13 protein-coding genes are annotated in these 19,242 nt (G+C 48.8%); 7 read left to right on the forward strand and 6 right to left on the reverse strand.

Annotated elements, in window-relative coordinates; all coding sequences use genetic code 11:
* Nucleotides 1-152: 152 nt before the first annotated feature.
* Nucleotides 153-698 (reverse strand): hypothetical protein, encoded by a 546-nt coding sequence (locus MKJ04_RS12440; protein WP_241641970.1) that lies wholly within the window; start codon nt 696-698, stop codon nt 153-155.
* Between the two features lie 624 nt (nt 699-1,322).
* On the opposite strand from MKJ04_RS12440, the gene MKJ04_RS12445 reads away from it, so the two are divergent.
* On the forward strand, nt 1,323-1,700 hold the full coding sequence (locus tag MKJ04_RS12445) for a hypothetical protein (RefSeq protein WP_241641971.1): 378 nt from the start codon (nt 1,323-1,325) through the stop codon (nt 1,698-1,700).
* 207 nt (nt 1,701-1,907) lie between these two features.
* Entirely contained in the window at nt 1,908-2,600 is a 693-nt protein-coding gene (locus MKJ04_RS12450; RefSeq protein ID WP_241641972.1) for a hypothetical protein, read from the forward strand.
* A gap of 352 nt (nt 2,601-2,952) precedes the next feature.
* On the opposite strand, the gene MKJ04_RS12455 is transcribed toward MKJ04_RS12450, so the two are convergent.
* A complete protein-coding gene (locus MKJ04_RS12455) occupies nt 2,953-3,654 on the reverse strand; it encodes a galactosamine-6-phosphate isomerase (RefSeq protein ID WP_241641973.1) in 702 nt (233 codons plus the stop codon).
* A 146-nt stretch (nt 3,655-3,800) separates the two neighbouring features.
* Entirely contained in the window at nt 3,801-4,880 is a 1,080-nt protein-coding gene (locus MKJ04_RS12460; protein ID WP_241641974.1) for a Gfo/Idh/MocA family protein, read from the reverse strand.
* Between the two features lie 561 nt (nt 4,881-5,441).
* Between MKJ04_RS12460 and MKJ04_RS12465 the strand changes: the two genes are divergently transcribed.
* Together MKJ04_RS12465 and MKJ04_RS12470 are read left to right on the forward strand one after the other, a co-directional pair.
* Nucleotides 5,442-6,122 (forward strand): ISAs1 family transposase, encoded by a 681-nt coding sequence (locus MKJ04_RS12465; RefSeq protein ID WP_241641975.1) that lies wholly within the window; start codon nt 5,442-5,444, stop codon nt 6,120-6,122.
* 9 nt (nt 6,123-6,131) lie between these two features.
* Nucleotides 6,132-6,530 carry an ISAs1 family transposase gene (locus tag MKJ04_RS12470; RefSeq protein WP_241641976.1) on the forward strand — a complete coding sequence of 133 codons (399 nt, stop codon included), beginning with the start codon at nt 6,132-6,134 and terminating at the stop codon, nt 6,528-6,530.
* 93 nt (nt 6,531-6,623) lie between these two features.
* On the opposite strand, the gene MKJ04_RS12475 is transcribed toward MKJ04_RS12470, so the two are convergent.
* Nucleotides 6,624-9,029 (reverse strand): TonB-dependent receptor plug domain-containing protein, encoded by a 2,406-nt coding sequence (locus tag MKJ04_RS12475; RefSeq protein WP_241641977.1) that lies wholly within the window; start codon nt 9,027-9,029, stop codon nt 6,624-6,626.
* Between the two features lie 257 nt (nt 9,030-9,286).
* Between MKJ04_RS12475 and MKJ04_RS12480 the strand changes: the two genes are divergently transcribed.
* Nucleotides 9,287-9,520, forward strand: a complete 234-nt coding sequence (locus MKJ04_RS12480; RefSeq protein WP_241641978.1) for a hypothetical protein — start codon at nt 9,287-9,289, stop codon at nt 9,518-9,520.
* 170 nt (nt 9,521-9,690) lie between these two features.
* Here the strand turns inward: MKJ04_RS12480 and MKJ04_RS12485 are convergent, their stop codons facing one another.
* On the reverse strand, nt 9,691-10,248 hold the full coding sequence (locus MKJ04_RS12485) for a PepSY-associated TM helix domain-containing protein (protein ID WP_241641979.1): 558 nt from the start codon (nt 10,246-10,248) through the stop codon (nt 9,691-9,693).
* A gap of 228 nt (nt 10,249-10,476) precedes the next feature.
* Entirely contained in the window at nt 10,477-13,632 is a 3,156-nt protein-coding gene (locus tag MKJ04_RS12490) for a WD40/YVTN/BNR-like repeat-containing protein (RefSeq protein ID WP_241641980.1), read from the reverse strand.
* A gap of 971 nt (nt 13,633-14,603) precedes the next feature.
* Here MKJ04_RS12490 and MKJ04_RS12495 point away from each other — a divergent pair.
* Together MKJ04_RS12495 and MKJ04_RS12500 are read left to right on the forward strand one after the other, a co-directional pair.
* The gene (locus tag MKJ04_RS12495) at nt 14,604-17,570 is read left to right on the forward strand and encodes a SusC/RagA family TonB-linked outer membrane protein (protein ID WP_241641981.1); all 2,967 of its coding nucleotides are present in this window, start codon (nt 14,604-14,606) and stop codon (nt 17,568-17,570) included.
* Between the two features lie 11 nt (nt 17,571-17,581).
* Nucleotides 17,582-19,063 carry a RagB/SusD family nutrient uptake outer membrane protein gene (locus MKJ04_RS12500; RefSeq protein ID WP_241641982.1) on the forward strand — a complete coding sequence of 494 codons (1,482 nt, stop codon included), beginning with the start codon at nt 17,582-17,584 and terminating at the stop codon, nt 19,061-19,063.
* Nucleotides 19,064-19,242: the final 179 nt, after the last annotated feature.

Here is a 19,242-nt window from a genome sequence, read left to right on the forward strand (position 1 = left end):
GTAAGGATTCACACCAGTACACCAACAGGGCCAGTAAATTGAAATAATGAAATGACACAGTTTAAATTACACTCCCTTACTTTCCGGAAACCGGCGCTACATAACAAAACATTAATCATTGGCCCTTTTATATATAAACTCAAAGAGTTCCATTAGGGAGAATCTTGGCAACAATTACAATTCTCAAGTAGTCTTTTGGCGCCTTTCTTCAGAGCCTTATCCACTGCCATAGAAACAGTGGAGGCATTGATAGTCGTCCTGCCGCGGTAGCCATCCTCTTGATCCTTGTTTGGCAATGATATTCCAGTCATTTCAGTCGTGGCAGAGAGGGTATAGACAAGTTTTCTTGTCTGGGTGGAGTAAAGCTTAAACCGCACTGTAGCCTTGGTCTCTTCGCGGTCTTGCGTGCTATTATATTGCTTCATCTGCCTGATTTCATCGGCAGTGTTGGAAGCATAGGCCATTCCTTCCGCTAAGCTACCGACGGTTAATTCAAAATAATAGGCATAGCCCATCTGCTGCATCTTGGCCAGGCTACTTGGATCAGTAGCTACCTCGGGTCTTATACCGTACATCCGCAGGTACATATCCTGCTCCACAGCATAGGCTGGCTGCAGCCCAGCCTCCCTGACCTGAGGTTCAAGCTTTTGATACAGTTCATAAGACTGGTTGGCCGATACGCCCACAGGCTCACCCATGAGCACTTTCTCTCCTGACACCAAGGCTACGGGGCACCCTCCAATGGAGGATATGTATCTGGTGGAGGGAATGCAGCCCATTGTGGAAACCATCACGAGTAGTAGAGCGGCAACTTTACGGAAGGAATACTTGACAGGAAGGATCTTCTCACAGATTAACAGTTGCTTTAGAATCAATACCCAAACCTCAGGAGTAAGTTGAACGCCACTTCACCTTGGTCTTCTAAGTCCCCGGCACTTTTTGCGACGATGCATCTATATCCCAACCCAATCCCGGCTCCGAAACTGCAATGGCGTCCGATGCTTCTTCAGACTCTATCCTCACAGAAGGAGGGGGCAGTAGAGGAGAATCATTAAAGGATTTACCCGGTGCTATGGCTATACAAGGGCTTTATTGTGGGACAAAAGTATGCAAAAAGGTACATAAACATAGTACGTGTACCATCATAGTACATGAGATAAGGAATGTGTACCACGATGGCACATAGATCGCCATGGCACTGATCACCGAAAAGTCTTCTGCTATATATAAAAATCGTTATCCTTATTGGCAAAATAAAGGTAGGCGCTTCCGTTTGTTTCTGTGAGTTACACGTTAAGCGGAGTATACGTATTAAAAAACAAATGTCAGAGAAAACCAAAAAGCAATTCGGCGTGTGGCTGGATTCTACCCATGCCACGGTCGTAGGCAGAGAATTAGCCGACAGTGGCGATTTCGTTATTTTGGCTGAGGCTAAGAACGATGGCCCGGGAAGCAACTCGAACGAAAACGCCGCAAACAACGCTGAACAGACCTTGCAGCAGAAATTTTTTAAAGAGATAACCACGCACATGCAGAACGCTGAGGAAGTACACGTAACCGGCACGGGTATTTCTCAGGAACAATTTATGCATTTTTTGGCGCAAACCGCCCAGTTTAAAAACACGGTGGCCACCGACAGTACTTCGCTTAGAATGAGCGACGAAAAACTGGTGGAGTATATTGACCAAAAATTTAAGTAACCGCTAAACTTCTTAAAAAGAGAGCTGACTCAAAATAGTTGAAGCGGCTTTCTTTTCAAGTGTCACCAATCAGGTAAACTGCGCAGGGATTTCCATGGTTTTATACCTGCCCACACAAGTAAGGGCCTATCATGCAGGCTGTTTGCTTTACCCGCACTATAGTCCTGAGTCCCTCCCGCAGTACTTGCCTTCTGAATAATTTACTCCATGAACTATACTATAACAATCAACAGCGCAAACACCGTAGAAGCCGTCTCGGAATATTGGTCAAGCGAGGACTACGTAAATTTACTTTTGAAATTCAATTACCCGGATGCCGAAAACGCAGCCAAAGCTAACTTGGAAGAATTGCTTTTGATGGCTATTACCGATTATGAACCCAATGAAGCAGCCGCAATCGTTCTGGAGTATAAGCTTGCTGACAAATTCAACGAGGGACAAATAAGTCAGATCTCCAATGATATGCTGCTTGACAAGATTTCGGAAGAATACCCCGATATCAGTTTGCACGCCCCGTTGTTCCACATCAACCAGCTTTTGCACAAAGCCTTCAATGGCAAATTCCCTAACGCCAAAGCCACGCAAATAAACCTCTCCGTTACTCCCTTAGACCAAGCGGAAGAGCGCGATTTCACGAAAGAGGATATACTGCACTTACTGGATAAAGGACTTGCTGACAGCAACCTGATCAAGCGGCTTTTCAGCGACCAGATGGCCGGTAACGAATCTTTCCCGGAAGCAGAAAATATTTTATGGCAGCTGGAACCTGTCAGCAACAGCGAGTACAACGTCTTAACATCCGATTATTGGTTGAGTAAGAATGATATAGTGGCAGGTGAATTTGAGGGGGTGCTTGAGCCAACTGCCGACTCAATGGAAATGGACAAAGCGAAAATTTAACCCGTCCCGGAGATGACCACAATAGAATAAGCATCTGACATTCTATGGGAATTGTTTTGGATTGCCTCGCCTACAAGGCAACCTTATTGTTTTGGCTGATTGAAAACACAGCGCCTGCATGCGCTGTAACACGGGTTACACTCCCTTTGCAGCCCCTAAGCGTGCAGTTACCTCGTAGCTGAATCGCCTTAGCCCTGTTGGAATAGATGGAGGAATGCCAAAACCGGCAATGCAGGAGTATACACACGGTAACCCGACCCTTTGCCTGCAGCTAGGAAAAATCCCAATGCTTACAAGGCAGTTTTATAATTCCAAAGACAGGCCTATCTGAAAAGCCTGTGGGGTATAAATATTAACCAACGATCATGCAGTCAACGTGTTGATGTGCCCAAAGGTGGGTGGCAGGATAATCGTTCGTGATCTTTCCTGAAAGCAGCTCCTGTGTAGCCTTTTGCTTGCCCGGCCCTGAGACCAGGAGTATGATGTGTTTGGCAGACAAGATATCTTGTATCCCTAACGTAAGCCCATAGCTTGGCTTTGTTTCCAAGCCAGCTACCATGGTATGGTCTAATGTGCTGGGAGCAAGTGTCGCAATATGGCAGTGCGCCACCAAATGTTCAGCAGGTTCATTCAGGCCAAGGTGCGCGTTCACGCCCATCCCTAAAATGCAGATGTCGATGGGGGATTGCGCAGCTAGTGCTGCCTGCACGCGTTTGCACTCTTCTTCAGGATGCTGTGTGTTGGCATCAAAACCGAAATACCTCCCATTATCAATACCCAATGGCTGCACTATGTGCTTTTGTAAGTAGTATTCGCAAGTGGCAGGGTGCTCCGCATACAAGCCGCCCCACTCATCAAGCTTTATGACACGCAGGCTTTTAAAGTCTTCGGCCCTTTTTATATGGTACTGCTGAAGTTGCCGGTAAAGGCCGGTAGGCGAGTTGCCTGTGGCTGCACAAAGCAGGAGGTTGGGCCTGGCTTGAATGGAAGCATAAACGGTTTGAGCTGCCTGCAGGCTCATGGCTTCATAGTCTTTAAAATATTGGATGTTCATTTGGCTTGGCTACGCAGTATATGAAGAAGTGATCTTGGAAGTTGAAATCCTTTCTGCTCCTGCGCCATACAGAGGGGCAGAAAGGATTTTGCCCAAACAGGTGTGCCTCCCACTATCGTGTTGGCACGGCGGTTGGTCCTGATGCCTTATTTTTTCCAGAGCCTGATAGGCTTTTCAGCATCCGTCTTAAAGGGCAGCGCTATTTTTTTCCCGGTTCCGGCCGATTCGTAGGCTGCAAATATTACCTCCAGCACGGCTTTGCCGTCTTCTCCGGTCACCAGCGGTTGCGTATCGTTTTTCACACAATCCACAAAGTGCTCAAACTCCTGCGGGAAACCATAGTTCCAGATTTCCTCATACATAGTATAGCTCCACCCTACGGTGCTTCCTGCTTTTTCTACGGCGTACCCTACGCCCTTCGTGCTATACGTTTGAATGGAATTGCCCTGGAGCACATCGGCATAGGCTACGCCCTCTGAGCCATGTATCTCTGCCCTGTCGTCCATGCCGCCCAGCTTGGTCCAGCTTTCCTCCATCATGGCCACCACACCGTCCTCAAACTCCAGAATCACGATGGCGTTATCGTCTCCTTTGGTTTTGCCCTGATGCACGGATGTGCTCATATGCGCGTAAACCGACTTGATAGGCACGCCCGGATGTAACCAACGGAAGAACTGGATGCCGTGGCAACCCATGTCCATGGTAACGCCGCCCCCTGATCTTTCAACATCCCAGAAATGATCCGCATGCGGGCCATCGTGTTTTTCGGATTGCTTGAACAGGACGGGTCTGCCCAGAGCGCCTTCGTCTAAGAGGCCTTTCAAACGCACATATTTGGGGGTAAAGCAAAGCTCTTCGGCATACATCAGTTTGACATTTGCCTTGTGACAGGCCGCTATCATCCGGTCGGCCTCCTCCAGATTCATAGATAGGGGTTTCTCCACCACGATATGTTTGCCAGCCTCGGCTATCTTCAGGGTTATATCGCAGTGGAGGTAATTCGGAGCCCCGATAACGATCATATCCAACGCGTCCATTTGTAACATTTCATCCAGATCGGTAAAGTAATTCGGGATGTTGAACTTTTCCGCAAAGCTTTTGGCGTTTCCCGCAGTGGGCGACATGACGGCCAGTACTTCAGCGTCTGCCACTTTCTTTAGCGCTTCAGCATGTATTGTGGAGATAAACCGTGACCCGATCAGGCCTACACCTACTTTCTTTTCCATAGATAGCTTGTTTTGTGATTTTATGTATTTGAATATGGCAAAGCGCCAAGGACTGCTATGGCGCTACGCGTTCTATACAGTAGTTAAAATCCTTCTTGCTTCAGGAAAGAGAAAGAATGGGCTCTCAGGTTATGGTTTTATTCCCAGTTTGCCTGCAGGCTATTTTTATAAAGGTATAGTCTTCTTCCTGTCTTCAATAGGCTTATACTAACGTAATCCTCCTTGCACACGTCAAAACGCTTTCCGGAGTTGTTTCGCCAACGGCAGCATTTGAAGGTATGCCCGTTCTTGTTGATACACAACGTTTAAGGTCTGTTTTTTTGATCCGAGTTTGTCGGTTTCTGAGGTAGTCAGGCTGTTAAGGGTTTAGGCCAGCTTGGGGTATCTAATTGCAGACTGCATATTTCCTTTCCTGTTTGGAGATGTAATTACTAATCTACAGTGGATAAGCCCATGAGGATAAAAAATGTCTTTTCGAGTTTTGATACGTTCAAATGCAGATTAAACGCATCAAATTTCCTTTTTTTGGATCAAAAGCAAGAAGGGCGTTGTTGAGCTGCGATGGAATGGCAACACTTTTTTGCAGGAGTGCCTGATTTTCGGATAGAGCGCAGCAAGCTGCACAAGCGGAGTGATATTCTGATGCTGAGCTTATGCGCCGTTTTGTGCGGTGCGGAGGACTTTGAGGACATCGCCACCTACGGGAGGCAGAAGGAGGCGTTTCTCCGCCGGTTCCTGCACCTTCCCCATGGCATCCCCTCCCATGACACGATCAACAGGGCCTTCAGCAGGCTGTACAAGGACAAGTTTGCCCAGAGCCTCTACAACTGGTCGGGGGAGCTGCTGGGCGTGGTGGAGCACTACCAGATCGCTGTAGACGGCAAAGTGCTTCGGGCCACGGCCACCCCGGGCAAGCGCAACAGCGGCATCTGCCTGGTGAGCGCCTGGGCCCAGGAGCAGCGCCTGGTGCTGGGCCAGCAGCGGGTGGAGGGGAAGAGCAACGAGAAAACAGCCATTCCCGAGCTGCTCGAAGGGCTGGAGCTAAAAGGGGCGGTGGTGAGCATTGACGCCATGGCCTGCCACAGCACCGTGGCCGAGCAGGTAACAGCGGATGCGGGGACTACCTGCTGGCGCTCAAGAAGAACAACAAGGGGCTTTATAAGCAGGTCAGCGAGCACATGCTGCGGCGAAAGGGGCAGCTGCCCAAGGACGAGTGGCTTGACTTCGGCAGCGGCCGGATAGAGAAGCTACGTGTGCGGGGACCTGGCGCTGCTTGACGGCCTGGATGGTTGGCCAGCCATCAGCAGGGTGGTGATGGTGGAGGCAGGCAGGGAGAAGCAGGGGCAGCTTACCGAGCAGACCCGCTTCTACCTGAGCAGCCTGGAGGCTGATGCACAGACCTTCAACCGGCTGGTGCGCAACCACTGGGGCATCGAGAACAAGCTCCACTGGATGCTGGACGTCTACTTCGCCGAGGACAGATGCCGCACCCGCAAAGGCAACGGGGCAGATAACACGGCGACCCTGAGGAAGATGGCCCTGCAGGTGCTTAACCAGCAAAAGGACAAAGAAAGCATCAAGAGCAGAAGGAAAATGGCAGGATGGAATGATCAGTATCTGCTAACCATGATCCAAAACATCAAATTTTGATGCGTTTAACCTGTTCTATATAACCTTTACTTTGTCCCTACTTTAACAATGCCCCGCATCTACCACATGTATGGTAAACACGGGGCATTTGGTTTAAAAACTGGCCCTTAGGGAGAGTATAAAGTTTCTGCCTGGCGCTACAATGCCAGAAGAATATGGCTTGTAGCGCTGGTTGGTAATATTTTCGAGGCCGGCACTTGCCAATAAATGGTCTGATATTTTGTAAAGCGCCTTAAAGTTTAAGGTTACCCAAGAGGGGGAGTAGGGTTGGCCGTTTTCATCGATGGCATACATGTAATCCTTGTCCTGCTCCTCTGGGGCCAGATTTGCATTGGTTATTTCGCCGTTGAATAGAGCATATGCATCTGCCTTGAACCGGTTTATACTATAGGTAAGGTGTGTGGCTCCGAACCATGGGGCTGCATGGCGTAAAGGGGCTGTGCTGCCATTCTCAAGCTCTTCTTCGCCTTTTTGGTAGTTAAACCTTGAGGAAAGCCCAAGACCGCAATGGCTAGTAAGCTCAACTCTTGCCTGAACGCCCCATACTTTCGCGTTTGCAGCGTTTTGTAGTGCTTGCACCTGACTCCGTTCGCCCTCATAAGTAATACTATCCTGGCCGTTTAGCAAAAAGTTGCGCCGTACCAGGGCATTGTTCAGGTAAGTATAAAATGCTGATGCATCCACCTTTAAAAAACTTCCGAACGTTTTCGCCATGCCAAAGTCAACATTGTAAGCATACTCTGACTTTAGGTCTGGATTTGGAACTAGCACGCTGCCCGGGGCGGAGTCAAACACTTTCCCGATGTCGTCGATGTTCGGGGAGCGAAAACCGGTAGACATGTTGGTGCTGAGTTGCCACGAAGGCGCAGGGTAATATACCAAACCTGCACTGCCTGTGAGTGCCCCGGCGTTTATTTCTGCTTTAGAAAAGGGGAAGGGGTAAAACGTGTTATCGAATGCGGCATGAAGTATAAAGTGGTTGTACCTGGCTCCGGTTTGCAGGCTAAGCTTTTCGGTTGCTTTAAACTGATAGGTGGCAAAAGCTGCGTAGGAGCTCCAGTCGGAGCCATCTGGGTAGCGTGCCGGGCCCGGCACTTTCTGTCCGCTGAGCACGTTCTCATCCGTACCCGTTGAGCTTACGGTGTTATAAACGGCCTCGGCGCCATATAAGAGCACATGCCTTTCGGAAAGCTGCTTTTCAAAATCCAGGTTGGCGGACCATGCATGCACTTTTTCAGTGCGGTTATACCTGGTGGTTTTGCCCAGGTCACGGTCGTGGCGGCTTTCTTCAAAAAACTGGTGTGCCAGGTTTATACTTAGCTTGTCGTATAGTTTACTACCCGCCTCATGGCCAATCTTAAGGTGATTCATCATCCATTCCTGTGGCCCGTAATACCACTCCGCTGAGCGCAGCGTACCTTTGCGATAACGTATCAGGCGGTCATACCTTGGGTAATCAGAAGTGGTGGAGTAATGGAAGCCATAGTTTATGTCCCAATGCTCCGTGGGGCTAAATCTTACTTTCTGCATCAGGTTCAGCTGGCTATACCCCGAGTACACCTGCTCTCGCGGGTCCGGGTTGTCTAATACCTCATCGGTGCCATTTACCGTTCTGGCATACTCCGGGCGCAGGTACTCTTCGGGGCCGTTGGCTCCCATGGTCAGGTCATTGAAATCGCTGTAGGTGGCGCTGGTTAAGAAAGCCCATTTTCTTAACCCAACGGAGAAATCAACGTGGCCAGTCTTCTCGTTGTTAGCCGATGACCAGCGGCTAACGGCACTGCCTTTTACAATTGCCTCGCCCGTGGTTGCCCGTTGCGGCGATAACGTATAAAAGCTCATAACCCCGCCAATGGCGTCACTGCCATAACTTACAGAGCCCGGTCCAAACAGCACTTCGGTTCTGTCAAGGGCAAAGGGGTCCAGGGAGATGACGTTTTGTAGGTTGCCGCTTCTGAAAATGGCCGTGTTCATCCGGACGCCATCTACAGCCAGCAGTACGCGGTTCGTGGCAAAACCGCGGATCATCGGGCTGCCGCCGCCCAGTTGGCTTTTCTGGATGTATACCTCCCCACTGGCTCCGAGCATGTCGGCAGCTGTTTGCGGGTTTTGCAACAAAACCTCAGCCGGGCTAATAGTACTCACCTTACCGGGCACTTCTCTTTTCTCCTGTTTCCAGCGGGATGCCGAAATCACCACTGCATTCAGCGATACATTGTCTTCGGGGAGCAGTACCTGAAACTTGATGTTTTCGAGCTCGGCAAAGCTTAGCGAAACGCTTTTGTATCCAATGCTGCGCACAGTAATACGTGCGGCACCCCGCAGGGCACTAATATCAGCCTGGCCCTGGCCATTGGTAAGTATAGCCTCTTCTGAGTTACTGTATACCAGTACCGCTTCCAGTGGAAGGTGCGTTACCTGGTCTTTTATGGTTACTGTTTGCGCACGCGAGGCAGTAGCTAGCAAGAGTAACACGCCTATGTATAAAAATATCTTCATGCTGATTGCGTATTTAAGTTATCCGTTTCAGGGCATAGCTGCGCCAGCAGCGTAGATGAGCATGCGCCTGTTTCTGTTTTTTACAACAACGATGTAACTGTATTAGACTCGGGAGGTGGGGTAGGGGGTGTTTTCGCCCTACATAAAGGATGGCAGAAAGTGTACGTCTTTGGCCTTGGTGCGGGTAGTGCAGCCACATGGGTTTTGCTAGGGCTAGAGGCCAAAAAAGGGGTTTTCAGCAAGTGCTTAAAGAGCTCATGGCTAGCCTGCGGGGTTTTGGCTGTTTCCGCTGCGTTGCCAGCCAGTCTGTCAAGTGTAGCCATCAGCCTGGTTTCCTCTTCATCCGAAACGCACCAGTACCAGGTGGTGTCGCCGTGAACCTCCTGTCGCACGACATCATACATATTGCCTTTATACCTGAATTCGCGGGCATGCATGCGTCTGAATTCAGTGCCTGGGTTGTCTTCCAGGGCTCGTGGTATTTTCAGTAAAACCAACAGTTCTTCGTTAACCCCTGCTTCAATCCGCCCCTGCTTTTCCTGCTGTATATACCGCTGCTGCACCTTCAAAGAAAAGTAAAGGCTGCTCACAGGCAGGCAAAAGACTACCAGAAAAAAAATGGAGACAATTTTAGGCATGCATGTGAATAGCGTGTTGTTCCTTATTTTTTGAGTTGCCTGACCTTTCTGGGGAACAGCCAAAGTATGAACCCGGAAATGGCCAGTGCCAGCAAGCCAAGGCCCAGCAAATTCATACTTACCAGTTTAAACCCATCGCTGATGATGGAGCCGTCGTGCAGTTGTTCTATCCAGTCGGAGTGACGGCGGGCCACGGAGAGCACGTTTCCTGTGCTGGCGTCCAATTGCACTTCCCAGTAGCCTTCTGCAAAAAGCACTTTCACGATGCCTTTGTCGGGCCGGGCTTCCAGGCGGTCTATGCGGGTGTCTGGGAGCTGCTGTGCAGAATCCAGGGCAGCCTGAGCGATAGTAGCCATCTCGGCCAGCGAAATCCACTGGCGTAAATCAGTAGTTATGCCTTTTTGGGTTGGTGGCTGTAGCAGGTCAATGTCCTTTTTCCAGCCCAGCAAAAAGCCGGTAAAGCTGCTTATAATCAAAAAAACACCGAGGCCAATTCCCAGGTAACGATGGTATACCCGGTACGAGCGAAGTATACCTGTAAGCTGTTTTATCTTTGTTTTATGTGCTTGGGTGGTACTCAAGTATGATATCTTTAAATGTATGTTCGTTGCAGAGATGCTTAATGTGTAATTTAAATCAGCTTGTGGCGTTTTGCAATTGCTGCCTGTTGGACTTAAGGTATGCTTTTATACTTACTGAATTTTTGGTTGGCACATTGTTGTCAAAAGTAAAAGCATCCCCCAGCCATAAAATCCTGCTGAGAGATGCTGCTTATACAGATACGCCACATTAAAGCGCGCTGCTCAAAACTACTCTATAGAAGAGGTTGCCTTGCTTTGGGCGTTTTCTTTATCAAGACTGATCGCGTTCACACCCTTTTCTTTCACCAGCTTGTTCAGGGCCGGAACATCCTGGGCTTTTACTTGCTTAAAGGCAGTCAGCTGCTCATTAATTTTAGCTGTTACCTCCTGCTTAAACTCATGGGCCTGCTTGGTTGGCGCAAAATCGCCGGAGCCTACCTGCGTGGCCAGGTTTGCCAATTTGTTGTTCAACCGGATTGGGAAATTCAGAGGGTCCTGGTTGCTGCGGTTTTTAGTCTGGTACAGCGTTTCCTCGATGGCGGTTATTTTCTTATCAATCGCTTTGGCCGATTCCACCACGTCAGCATAAGCGTCCTGGCCTTTCAGGTTACTGTTCAGGGTGTTCAGCTGTGCCCGGATTGCTCTGATCTCCTTGATGGCATCATGCGTTTCACTCAGTTTATCGCGCACATCCCGCATAAATGCGAATTGGGCCTGCAGGTCTTCTGGCGTTGCGTTAGAGCGTGGGTCTTTCAGTATCGTAAAGGCAGTTTCCTGGCTCTCGCCCCCGACAGTCAGCCTGGCTTTGTACGTACCAGGTATTGCTTTAGGTGCTAAGTTGCTTCGCGCTCCCCAAAGGATCATGCCGTCAAAGCTGCTAGCGGGCAGGTAATGCATATCCCAAACAAAGCGGTTGAGCCCTTTTTTTACTTCCAGCTTCTCCTTTTTTTCTTTAGCATCAGTCGCGTAACTGCTGATAAGCTTACCGCTCTGGTCCAAGATCTCCAGTTTCACCACATTGGCTGAGTCTGGCTTGGCAGGCAGGTAGTAGTGCACCATCACACCACCCGGGTGGTTTTGACCGGTGGTTTTGCTCTCTTCGCGGCTGCCGCCATTCATCTTGTAGGAGTCCATTGGCTTGTAAAGGTGGAACTTGCTGTTTGCAACTTCTTTGTTCAGTTGGTGCAGCGGCGTCAGGTCATCTACAATCCAGAAGCTACGGCCTTGCGTGGCGGCAATCAGGTTGTCGTTTTTGATGGTCAGGTCCGTGATCGGCACAACCGGCAGGTTTTGCTGGAATGGCTGCCAGTTGCCTCCGTCGTCAAATGACACATACATACCATACTCGGTGCCTGCATACAGTAATCCAGCGCGTTTAGGGTCCAGGCGAACCACCCGGGTGAAGTGCGTGCTCGGGATGCCATCCGTTATCTTGGTCCAGCTTTTACCGTAGTCTGAGGTTTTGTACAAGTAGGGGCTAAAGTCGCCAGTTTTATACTTGGTGCCAGCCACATAGGCAGTGCCTTTTATACTTGGGTGCACGTCAATGCTATTGATCATCATCCACTCCGGCATGCCTTTTGGCGTTATGTTCGTCCAGTTTTTGCCACCGTCGCGGGTAAGGTGGAGGAGGCCGTCGTCAGAGCCCGTCCAGATCACGCCTTCTTCCACCGGTGACTCATTGATGGCGAAGATAGTGCCGTAATATTCCACGCTGGTGTTATCCTGCGTGATGGGCCCACCTGAAGTGCCAAGTTTAGAGGCATCGTTACGGGTCAGGTCCGGGCTGATCGTTTCCCAAGACTGGCCATTGTCAGTGGTGTAGTGCAGGTGGTTAGAGGCCGCGTACAGCTTTTTAGAGTTGTGGGGCGAGTATGTAATCGGGAAGTTCCACTGAAACCTGTACTTCATGCTTTCTGCCCCGGCCCCCATTGGGTTGTCGGGCCATACGTTTACAACGCGCTGCTGCCCGTTTTCGTGGTTCACCATCTCCAAGAAGCCGCCATAGTTACCACCAAACACAATATCCGGGTTTTCAGGGCTTACAGCCAGGTGGGCACTTTCGGCACCAGCTGTCTCCTCCCAATCGTTTTCGGTAATGGCGTTGCCGCTGGAACGATGCGAAATACGGATGGTTGAGTTATCCTGCTGCGCCCCATAAATACGGTATGGGAAGTGGTTATCGGTGGTAACGCGGTAAAACTGGGCTGTTGGCTGGTTCATCATGGTTGTCCAGTTTTCTCCACCGTCCGTGGATACCTGTGCGCCTCCGTCGTCGGCAATGACCATGCGCTGCGGATTTTCAGGGGCAATCCAGAGGTCGTGGTGGTCGCCGTGCGGTGCGTTAAAGCTTTCGAATGTTTTGCCACCATCCTTGCTGCGGTGGTATGATACGTTCATCACATATACCTGATCCTCGTTTTTAGGGTCGGCGTAGATGCGCGTATAGTACCAGGCCCGTTGGCGCAGGTTGCGGTCATCATTCACCTTTTGCCAGGTCTCGCCTGCATCATCCGACCGGAAAAGTCCGCCTTCTTCAGCCTCTACCATGGCAAACACCCTACGCGGGTTAACCGGAGAAACTGTAACGCCAATAATACCAAGTGTTCCTTTGGGAAGACCTTCGTTATTAGATAGTTCTTTCCACGTCTCGCCGCTGTCTGTGCTTTTCCATATTCCAGAGCCGGGGCCACCCGAGGAGAAGCTATAGGGTGTGCGCCGTACGTTCCAGGTGGTCGCGTACAGGTTCCTGGCGTTGGATGGGTCTATGATAAGGTCAACGGCTCCTGCATCTTTGTTGGCAAAGAGTGTTTTTCGCCAGGTTTTGCCGCCGTCAGTACTCTTGAATACCCCGCGCTCTTCGGTAGGCTTATAGAGGTCGCCCATTGCGGCTACGTATACTATGTCCGGATTGTCAGGGTGTATGCGGATGCGGCCGATGTGCCTGGTGTCTTTAAGGCCAATGTGTTGCCAGGTTTTACCGGCATCCACCGATTTCCAAAGGCCAAACCCCGATGAGACGTTACCCCGAACGGTTTGCTCACCCTCACCTACATAAATTACGTTGGGGTCGGCCTCGCTCACGGCAATAGCCCCTATGGAGCCACCAAAGTAACCGTCCGAAATATTCTCCCAAGTAGAGCCGCCATCCATGGTGCGCCAAACGCCGCCTCCGGTTGCGCCACCATAGTATAGGTTAGGGTGGCCGGGCACACCGGTTACGCTGCTCATGCGGCCACCTCTATAGGGGCCAATAGAGCGCCAGTTCAATCCATCATAAAGTTCCTGTGGGAAAGTGGCTTTGTCAGACTTCCGGTCTTTGGATCTCTTTTGAGCCTCTGCCGGCTGGCTGGCAACGATAAGCGCTAAAGCTGTAGCAATCATAAGCTGTCGGGGCTTAAGCGCCGAACGTAAAGCTGTGATCATATCTGAAGTTTATAGTTTATAAAAAGTTTAGTTTTTTTATGTTGTGCTAGCACTGGTGGTGTAAGCTTTGGCCTGGCGGATGTTGTTATAACTATAGCAATGTATGAGTTAGGTATAATAACTTGTTTTTGCAACTATTCAAATATGAATATTTGCAAATTGTGTCAGTGGATTTGTACAGTTTCTATTAACATGTAATATACATTTTGGGAATACAGAAATAGTATAAGGAATAGGAAAATGGTGTTCAGCTATTGAATTGCGGGTTTTTCGGGTGTTTGGACAAGCATGTTGCCACAGAAAATATTGTATAAGAATCTCGCTGAAGTTGTTGAAGTATTATCGCAGTGGCCGTCAGGCTTAAAATTTGTTTGTTAAAATGTTGGTTTGATGAAAAATAAGAAATATACTTACAACTGTAAGCCTAGTAAATCGGTGAGGAAAGGGGAGCAGCAGTTTAAAAAATACCGTGCCCTATTTCAAAATATTACTTTGGAATAGGTGTAAGGCCCCATTCTTGATATTTGAACCTGCTTCAAGCCTGTTGCCAAAGTTCTTTTAGTTTTATACTGTTTATTTAACGCATTCATCCCGCTTTCCGGGTTTTTTTCAGTTACATAACAGTGCTTGCCAGCGTTTCCTTACGGCTAGGTGTATGCGCCTTATCAAAAGCTGGCTACATTTCTTTTTTTTCGCATACAATTGATTTAATGCTGGTTGTGTAGCTGTGCTTCTTTCAAGCGCAACGGGTAGAAGCCACAAAATTCTGAAATTATTTTTCTTTTTTAAACCTGTTATAGTACTTATAAATTGCATTTTTAAAAGGATGCGCTATAGGCGAAGCTGTGCCTTTTGGTGATGTGGTTTTGTGTTATATCCTTTTTCAACGGAGCTTAATTGATTTTATATAACAAGTAAATGATTTACTTATGAAACACTTTTTACTGATTTTATTTTTAACCCTATCCGCACCCTGCCTGCATGTTGCTCTGGCGCAGGGGCGCACCGTTTCGGGTAAAGTAACCTCCGAAGCAGACGGGTCTGACCTTCCTGGTGTTAGCGTAATTCTGAAAGGTACCACTACCGGTGTAACCACAGGCATAGATGGATCTTACCAACTAAACGTACCTGATAAAGCAGGAACGCTAATTTTTCGCTACATCGGTTTCCAGTCGAAAGAGGTTGAAATCGGCAGCCAAAGCGTTATTAACGTGCGTCTGTCTTCAGACGTGAAGCTGCTTAAAGAGATTGTGGTTACAGGGTATGGAGAGCAGGATCGCAAAACCCTCACAAGTGCGCAAACCTCGGTTAGCTCTGAGGAAATCGCGAACCTGCCTGCTGCCAGCAGCGACCAGCTTTTGCAAGGACGTGCAGCGGGCGTCAATGTGTCTGCCAACTCGGGTACACCGGGAGGTGGCGTGTTCGTGCGCGTGCGCGGCTCATCTTCGATCAACGGTTCCAGCGACCCGCTCTATGTGGTGGATGGTATTCCGATTCAGGCCAACAACTTATCTGGTGTAGATCTTGGGGGCGGCACGACAAGCCCTATTGCCGATATTAACCCTGCCGATATTGAGTCGATGGAGATTTTGAAGGATGCCTCGGCCACTGCCATATACGGTGCCAGAGCTGCAAACGGTGTGGTGCTCATTACCACCAAACGCGGGAGCAGCGGCAAAGCAAAAGTTAGCCTGGGGGTCTACTACGGTGTACAGAACGCCCCGAGAAAACCCGATGTGGTGGATGGCCCTACCTATGAACGCCTCATCAACGAAGCGTTTGTAAACAATGGCAAACCTGCGCCTTATGCAAACCCGGATGCAGCTATTTCAACGGATTGGTCTGATCCAATCTTCAGATCGGCAAGCATTTCTAACTTCGACTTATCGGTAAGCGGGGGCTCTGATAAAGTGCATTACCTGGTATCTGGTAACCATTTCGATCAGGAGGGGGTGCTTGTAGGCTCGGATTTCAAAAGAAACAGTGCCCGCATAAATCTTGATTTTTATCCGATGGATAAATTGAAGGTTGGCACGAGCATTTTATATTCCAATAATAAGCGTAACCGCTTGAGAAATGATGATAACATTTCGGGAGCGATGCCAGGCGCGATCAACTTTCCATCTAACCGGCCATACTATCAGCCAGACGGGTCATACTCGAAATTCAGCATTTTTGAGAACCCAATTGCTGCCGTGTTGGAGAGCGACATTCAGATGAATACCAACCGCTTTCTGGGTAGCTTGTATGCAGAGCTTGAAATAACTAACGGACTGCGCCTTCGATCCAGTTTTAGTATAGATAACAGCTCTGTGCAGGAAGACTTGTATGATAATACTTTGCTAAACAACGGAGCAGGTTCAAATGGCTACGGCTTGTCTCAGGCAACACGAAACGAGAACTGGATACAGGAAAACGTTTTAAGCTATGAGTTTGACAAAAACGATCACTCATTTAATGTCCTTTTAGGAACTTCTCTACAGGAATCAGGCTTCTCTATCACCGAAGCCATTGGGGAGCAATTTCCAAGTAACGATTTCAGGAAAATTACTTCAGCCGCAGTGCAGCGTGCGAGATCTGACGCCTCAAGCTGGGGAATTGCCTCCCTGTTTACACGCATCGGTTATGATTACAAGGATAAATACCTGGCTACTTTAAATGTGCGCCGCGACGCATCTTCCCGTTTCGGTAAGGATAATCGATGGGGTACATTCCCTTCCCTGGCCTTAGGCTGGATTATATCGGAAGAAGCCTTCTTTGAGCCAGTGCCTGATTTTGTTGGCGACATTAAACTCAGAGCAAGTTATGGTATCACGGGTAACCAAAGTGGCATCAACGACTTCCAGTCACTGGGGCTCTGGACGGGTTCATCAGCGTATGCAGATCTGCCTGGTATCAGCCCGTCTCAACTCGCAAACCCTGACCTGAAATGGGAAACAACGGCACAATATGATATTGGCTTGGATATTAGTATGTTTAATGAGCGCGTTAATATTGTAGCAGATTATTATGTGAAGAAAACATCGGATTTGCTCTTAGCCGTACCGCTTCCCAAAACTTCAGGTTTTAACTCGCTCGTGCAAAACTTCGGAAGCCTCGAAAACAAAGGCATTGAGTTTGCTGTAATCGCTAGTATTATCAATACCCCCAATTTTTCCTGGAATACCAACTTCAACATTGCCTCTAACAAAAACAAGGTAACGAAGCTGGCGGCTCCTTTCAACGTCTATAACCGCGACCTGTTCAGGTATCAGGAAGGTTACCCGATGTACTCTTTTTACTTCCATGAGCAAACTGGTGTAGACCCTGCAACAGGAGACATACAGTTCGCAGATATAGATGGAGACGGTGAGTTTGACCCGAACGTAGACCGCAAAATTGTTGGAGACGCAAACCCGGATTTCTTTGGGGGATTCACAAACACGTTCAAGTATAAAGCGATTGACCTTTCCTTTTTCCTGCAATACTCTTACGGAAACGACCAGTTGAACTGGAACCGTTTCTTTAATGAGCACGGCGGTACACGCGACTTTAATTTCAATGTCAGCCAGCTAGACAGATGGCAGAAACCGGGAGACCAAACCATGATCCCGAAAATGGCCGCGGCCAACTATGCAGGTAACCTACGGCCTTCCCGCTTCTTGGAAGATGGCTCATACATGCGCCTCAAAAACATCACGCTTGGCTATACGTTGCCGCAAACATTGCTAGGCAAAGTGGGCATATCTTCAGCGCGTGTTTACTTAACCGGCCAGAACGTGTTTACTGTGACTAACTACACCGGTCTGGACCCAGAGCTGACGGGTATCGGGGATAACTCTTTAGTACAAGGCGTAGAGTTCTTCAGCCTTCCACAGCCTCGTGTATTTATGGGTGGTTTCAATGTTAGCTTTTAAGGATTATTTTTATGCAGACAACTATAAACAGATCAATGGCAAGAGCAGCCAGAAAGCTTAAAAATAAATTTGTTAGGGAGGTTTCCAGAAAAAACGTAGCCTACATGATCGGGTTGGCTTGTCTGTTCGGCAGCACCAGTGCGTGTGATGTGCTGGACCAAGAGCCACAGGCTGAAGTATCCGAAGACACGGCTATCTCTAACCGAAAAGGAGCACAGGCTGCTTTGGCAGGAATGTACAATCAGCTACAGAGCAGTAACTACTATGGCGGTAATTTTCTGATCATGGGGGATGTGTCATCCGATATAGCACAAAGTATAGGCTCCTGGGATTTTTACCGGGAAATGGATACTTACCTTATCGATAAAAGTAACCTAGAGAACGGTAACCTCTGGACCAGAGCTTACAGCGCAATAAATGTTGCCAACAATATTATTGATCAGGTGCCACCGCTGGCAGATATTCCACAGGAAGAGCAAAACTCTATACTTGGCCAGGCATATTTTGTTAGAGGTTTGGCTTATTTCGATCTGTCAAGAGTATACGGCGGTGTGCCGGGTGTTATAGGTACCCTAGGTGTCCCGATCGTTACTACGCCATCCAGAAAAGTAGATGAATCGTTCTTCCCGTCCAGAGCAAGTCTAGGGGAGTCATATGGGCAGGCAGAAGCAGACTTACTGAAAGCACTTGAACTGTTACCCGAAAATCATAATTCTGATCGGGTAACGAGGTCTCAGGCAGTAAAAGGAGCGGCGAGGGCACTACTCTCCAGATATTACCTGTATGTTAATAAGCCAGAGCTGGCCGAAAGTTATGCAGATGCCGTAATTTCAGACGGTAAGTATGTTTTATCTCCCAGCTTCGCCAATATCTTTACTAGTAAGTTTACCTCTGAGGCTATTTTCGAGCTCAACTTTAACAGCGCAGACCAGAGCACAGTAAACAACTGGTATTTCCCGTCCTCTAAAGGCGGGCGCGGTGATGTGGCAGCCCATACCAATTTTTATGAGGAGGCAACCGCTAACCCGAACGATGTGCGCGGGAAGATGTTTGGCTACTACGAAAGTAAGAACGTGTATTACCCGACAAGGTATGGCAATACCACAGGGATAGATAATATCCATATTATCAGACTCGGCGAAGTATACCTGAACCGTGCAGAGGCAAGAGCTGAAAGCGGTGACATTGACGGCGCCCTGGAGGATTTGAACAAGATCAGAGAGCGGGCAGGAATAAACCCTATCAAGGATCTGACAGGTAAGCAGGAAGTGCTGGAGGCTATCTGGAAGGAAAGAAAGCTCGAACTAGCCTTTGAAGGTCACAGCTTCTTTGACTTGGTGCGTACCGGCCAGGCACTGAGCGAGATCACAGGTGTGCCACGTGTCAATGGTCCGGATGTAGACCTGATAGACCCAAACAGACAGGTCTTCCCTATCCCGGCATTTGATATTGATGCGAACAGCAATCTGGTGCAAAACGACGCTTACAGATAGGATGTGATGAACAAGCCAAACGACATATTGCCTAAGCGCATGCACGTGCATCAGATTTCATAAGTAATCAAGTATAAATCGGTGTAGGGCCTTCCTACACCGATTTTTTTGTGCCCAGGCCCGGCTAGCAGCAAGCTGGTAGCTACTCAGAAACATGCTGCCGACAATTCTGGTCATGT

The organism is Pontibacter sp. E15-1 (genome assembly GCF_022601975.1).
Classification (GTDB): domain Bacteria; phylum Bacteroidota; class Bacteroidia; order Cytophagales; family Hymenobacteraceae; genus Pontibacter.

Excerpts from the sequence above, each read along its gene's own strand:
- MKJ04_RS12440 (WP_241641970.1), bottom strand. The coding sequence starts at position 698 with ATGGGTGAGCCTGTGGGCGTATCGGCCAACCAGTCTTATGAACTGTAT.
- MKJ04_RS12445 (WP_241641971.1), top strand. The coding sequence starts at position 1,323 with ATGTCAGAGAAAACCAAAAAGCAATTCGGCGTGTGGCTGGATTCTACC.
- MKJ04_RS12450 (WP_241641972.1), top strand. The coding sequence starts at position 1,908 with ATGAACTATACTATAACAATCAACAGCGCAAACACCGTAGAAGCCGTC.
- MKJ04_RS12455 (WP_241641973.1), bottom strand. The coding sequence starts at position 3,654 with ATGAACATCCAATATTTTAAAGACTATGAAGCCATGAGCCTGCAGGCA.
- MKJ04_RS12460 (WP_241641974.1), bottom strand. The coding sequence starts at position 4,880 with ATGGAAAAGAAAGTAGGTGTAGGCCTGATCGGGTCACGGTTTATCTCC.
- MKJ04_RS12465 (WP_241641975.1), top strand. The coding sequence starts at position 5,442 with ATGGAATGGCAACACTTTTTTGCAGGAGTGCCTGATTTTCGGATAGAG.
- MKJ04_RS12475 (WP_241641977.1), bottom strand. The coding sequence starts at position 9,029 with ATGAAGATATTTTTATACATAGGCGTGTTACTCTTGCTAGCTACTGCC.
- MKJ04_RS12480 (WP_241641978.1), top strand. The coding sequence starts at position 9,287 with ATGGCTAGCCTGCGGGGTTTTGGCTGTTTCCGCTGCGTTGCCAGCCAG.
- MKJ04_RS12490 (WP_241641980.1), bottom strand. The coding sequence starts at position 13,632 with ATGATTGCTACAGCTTTAGCGCTTATCGTTGCCAGCCAGCCGGCAGAG.
- MKJ04_RS12495 (WP_241641981.1), top strand. The coding sequence starts at position 14,604 with ATGAAACACTTTTTACTGATTTTATTTTTAACCCTATCCGCACCCTGC.
- MKJ04_RS12500 (WP_241641982.1), top strand. The coding sequence starts at position 17,582 with ATGCAGACAACTATAAACAGATCAATGGCAAGAGCAGCCAGAAAGCTT.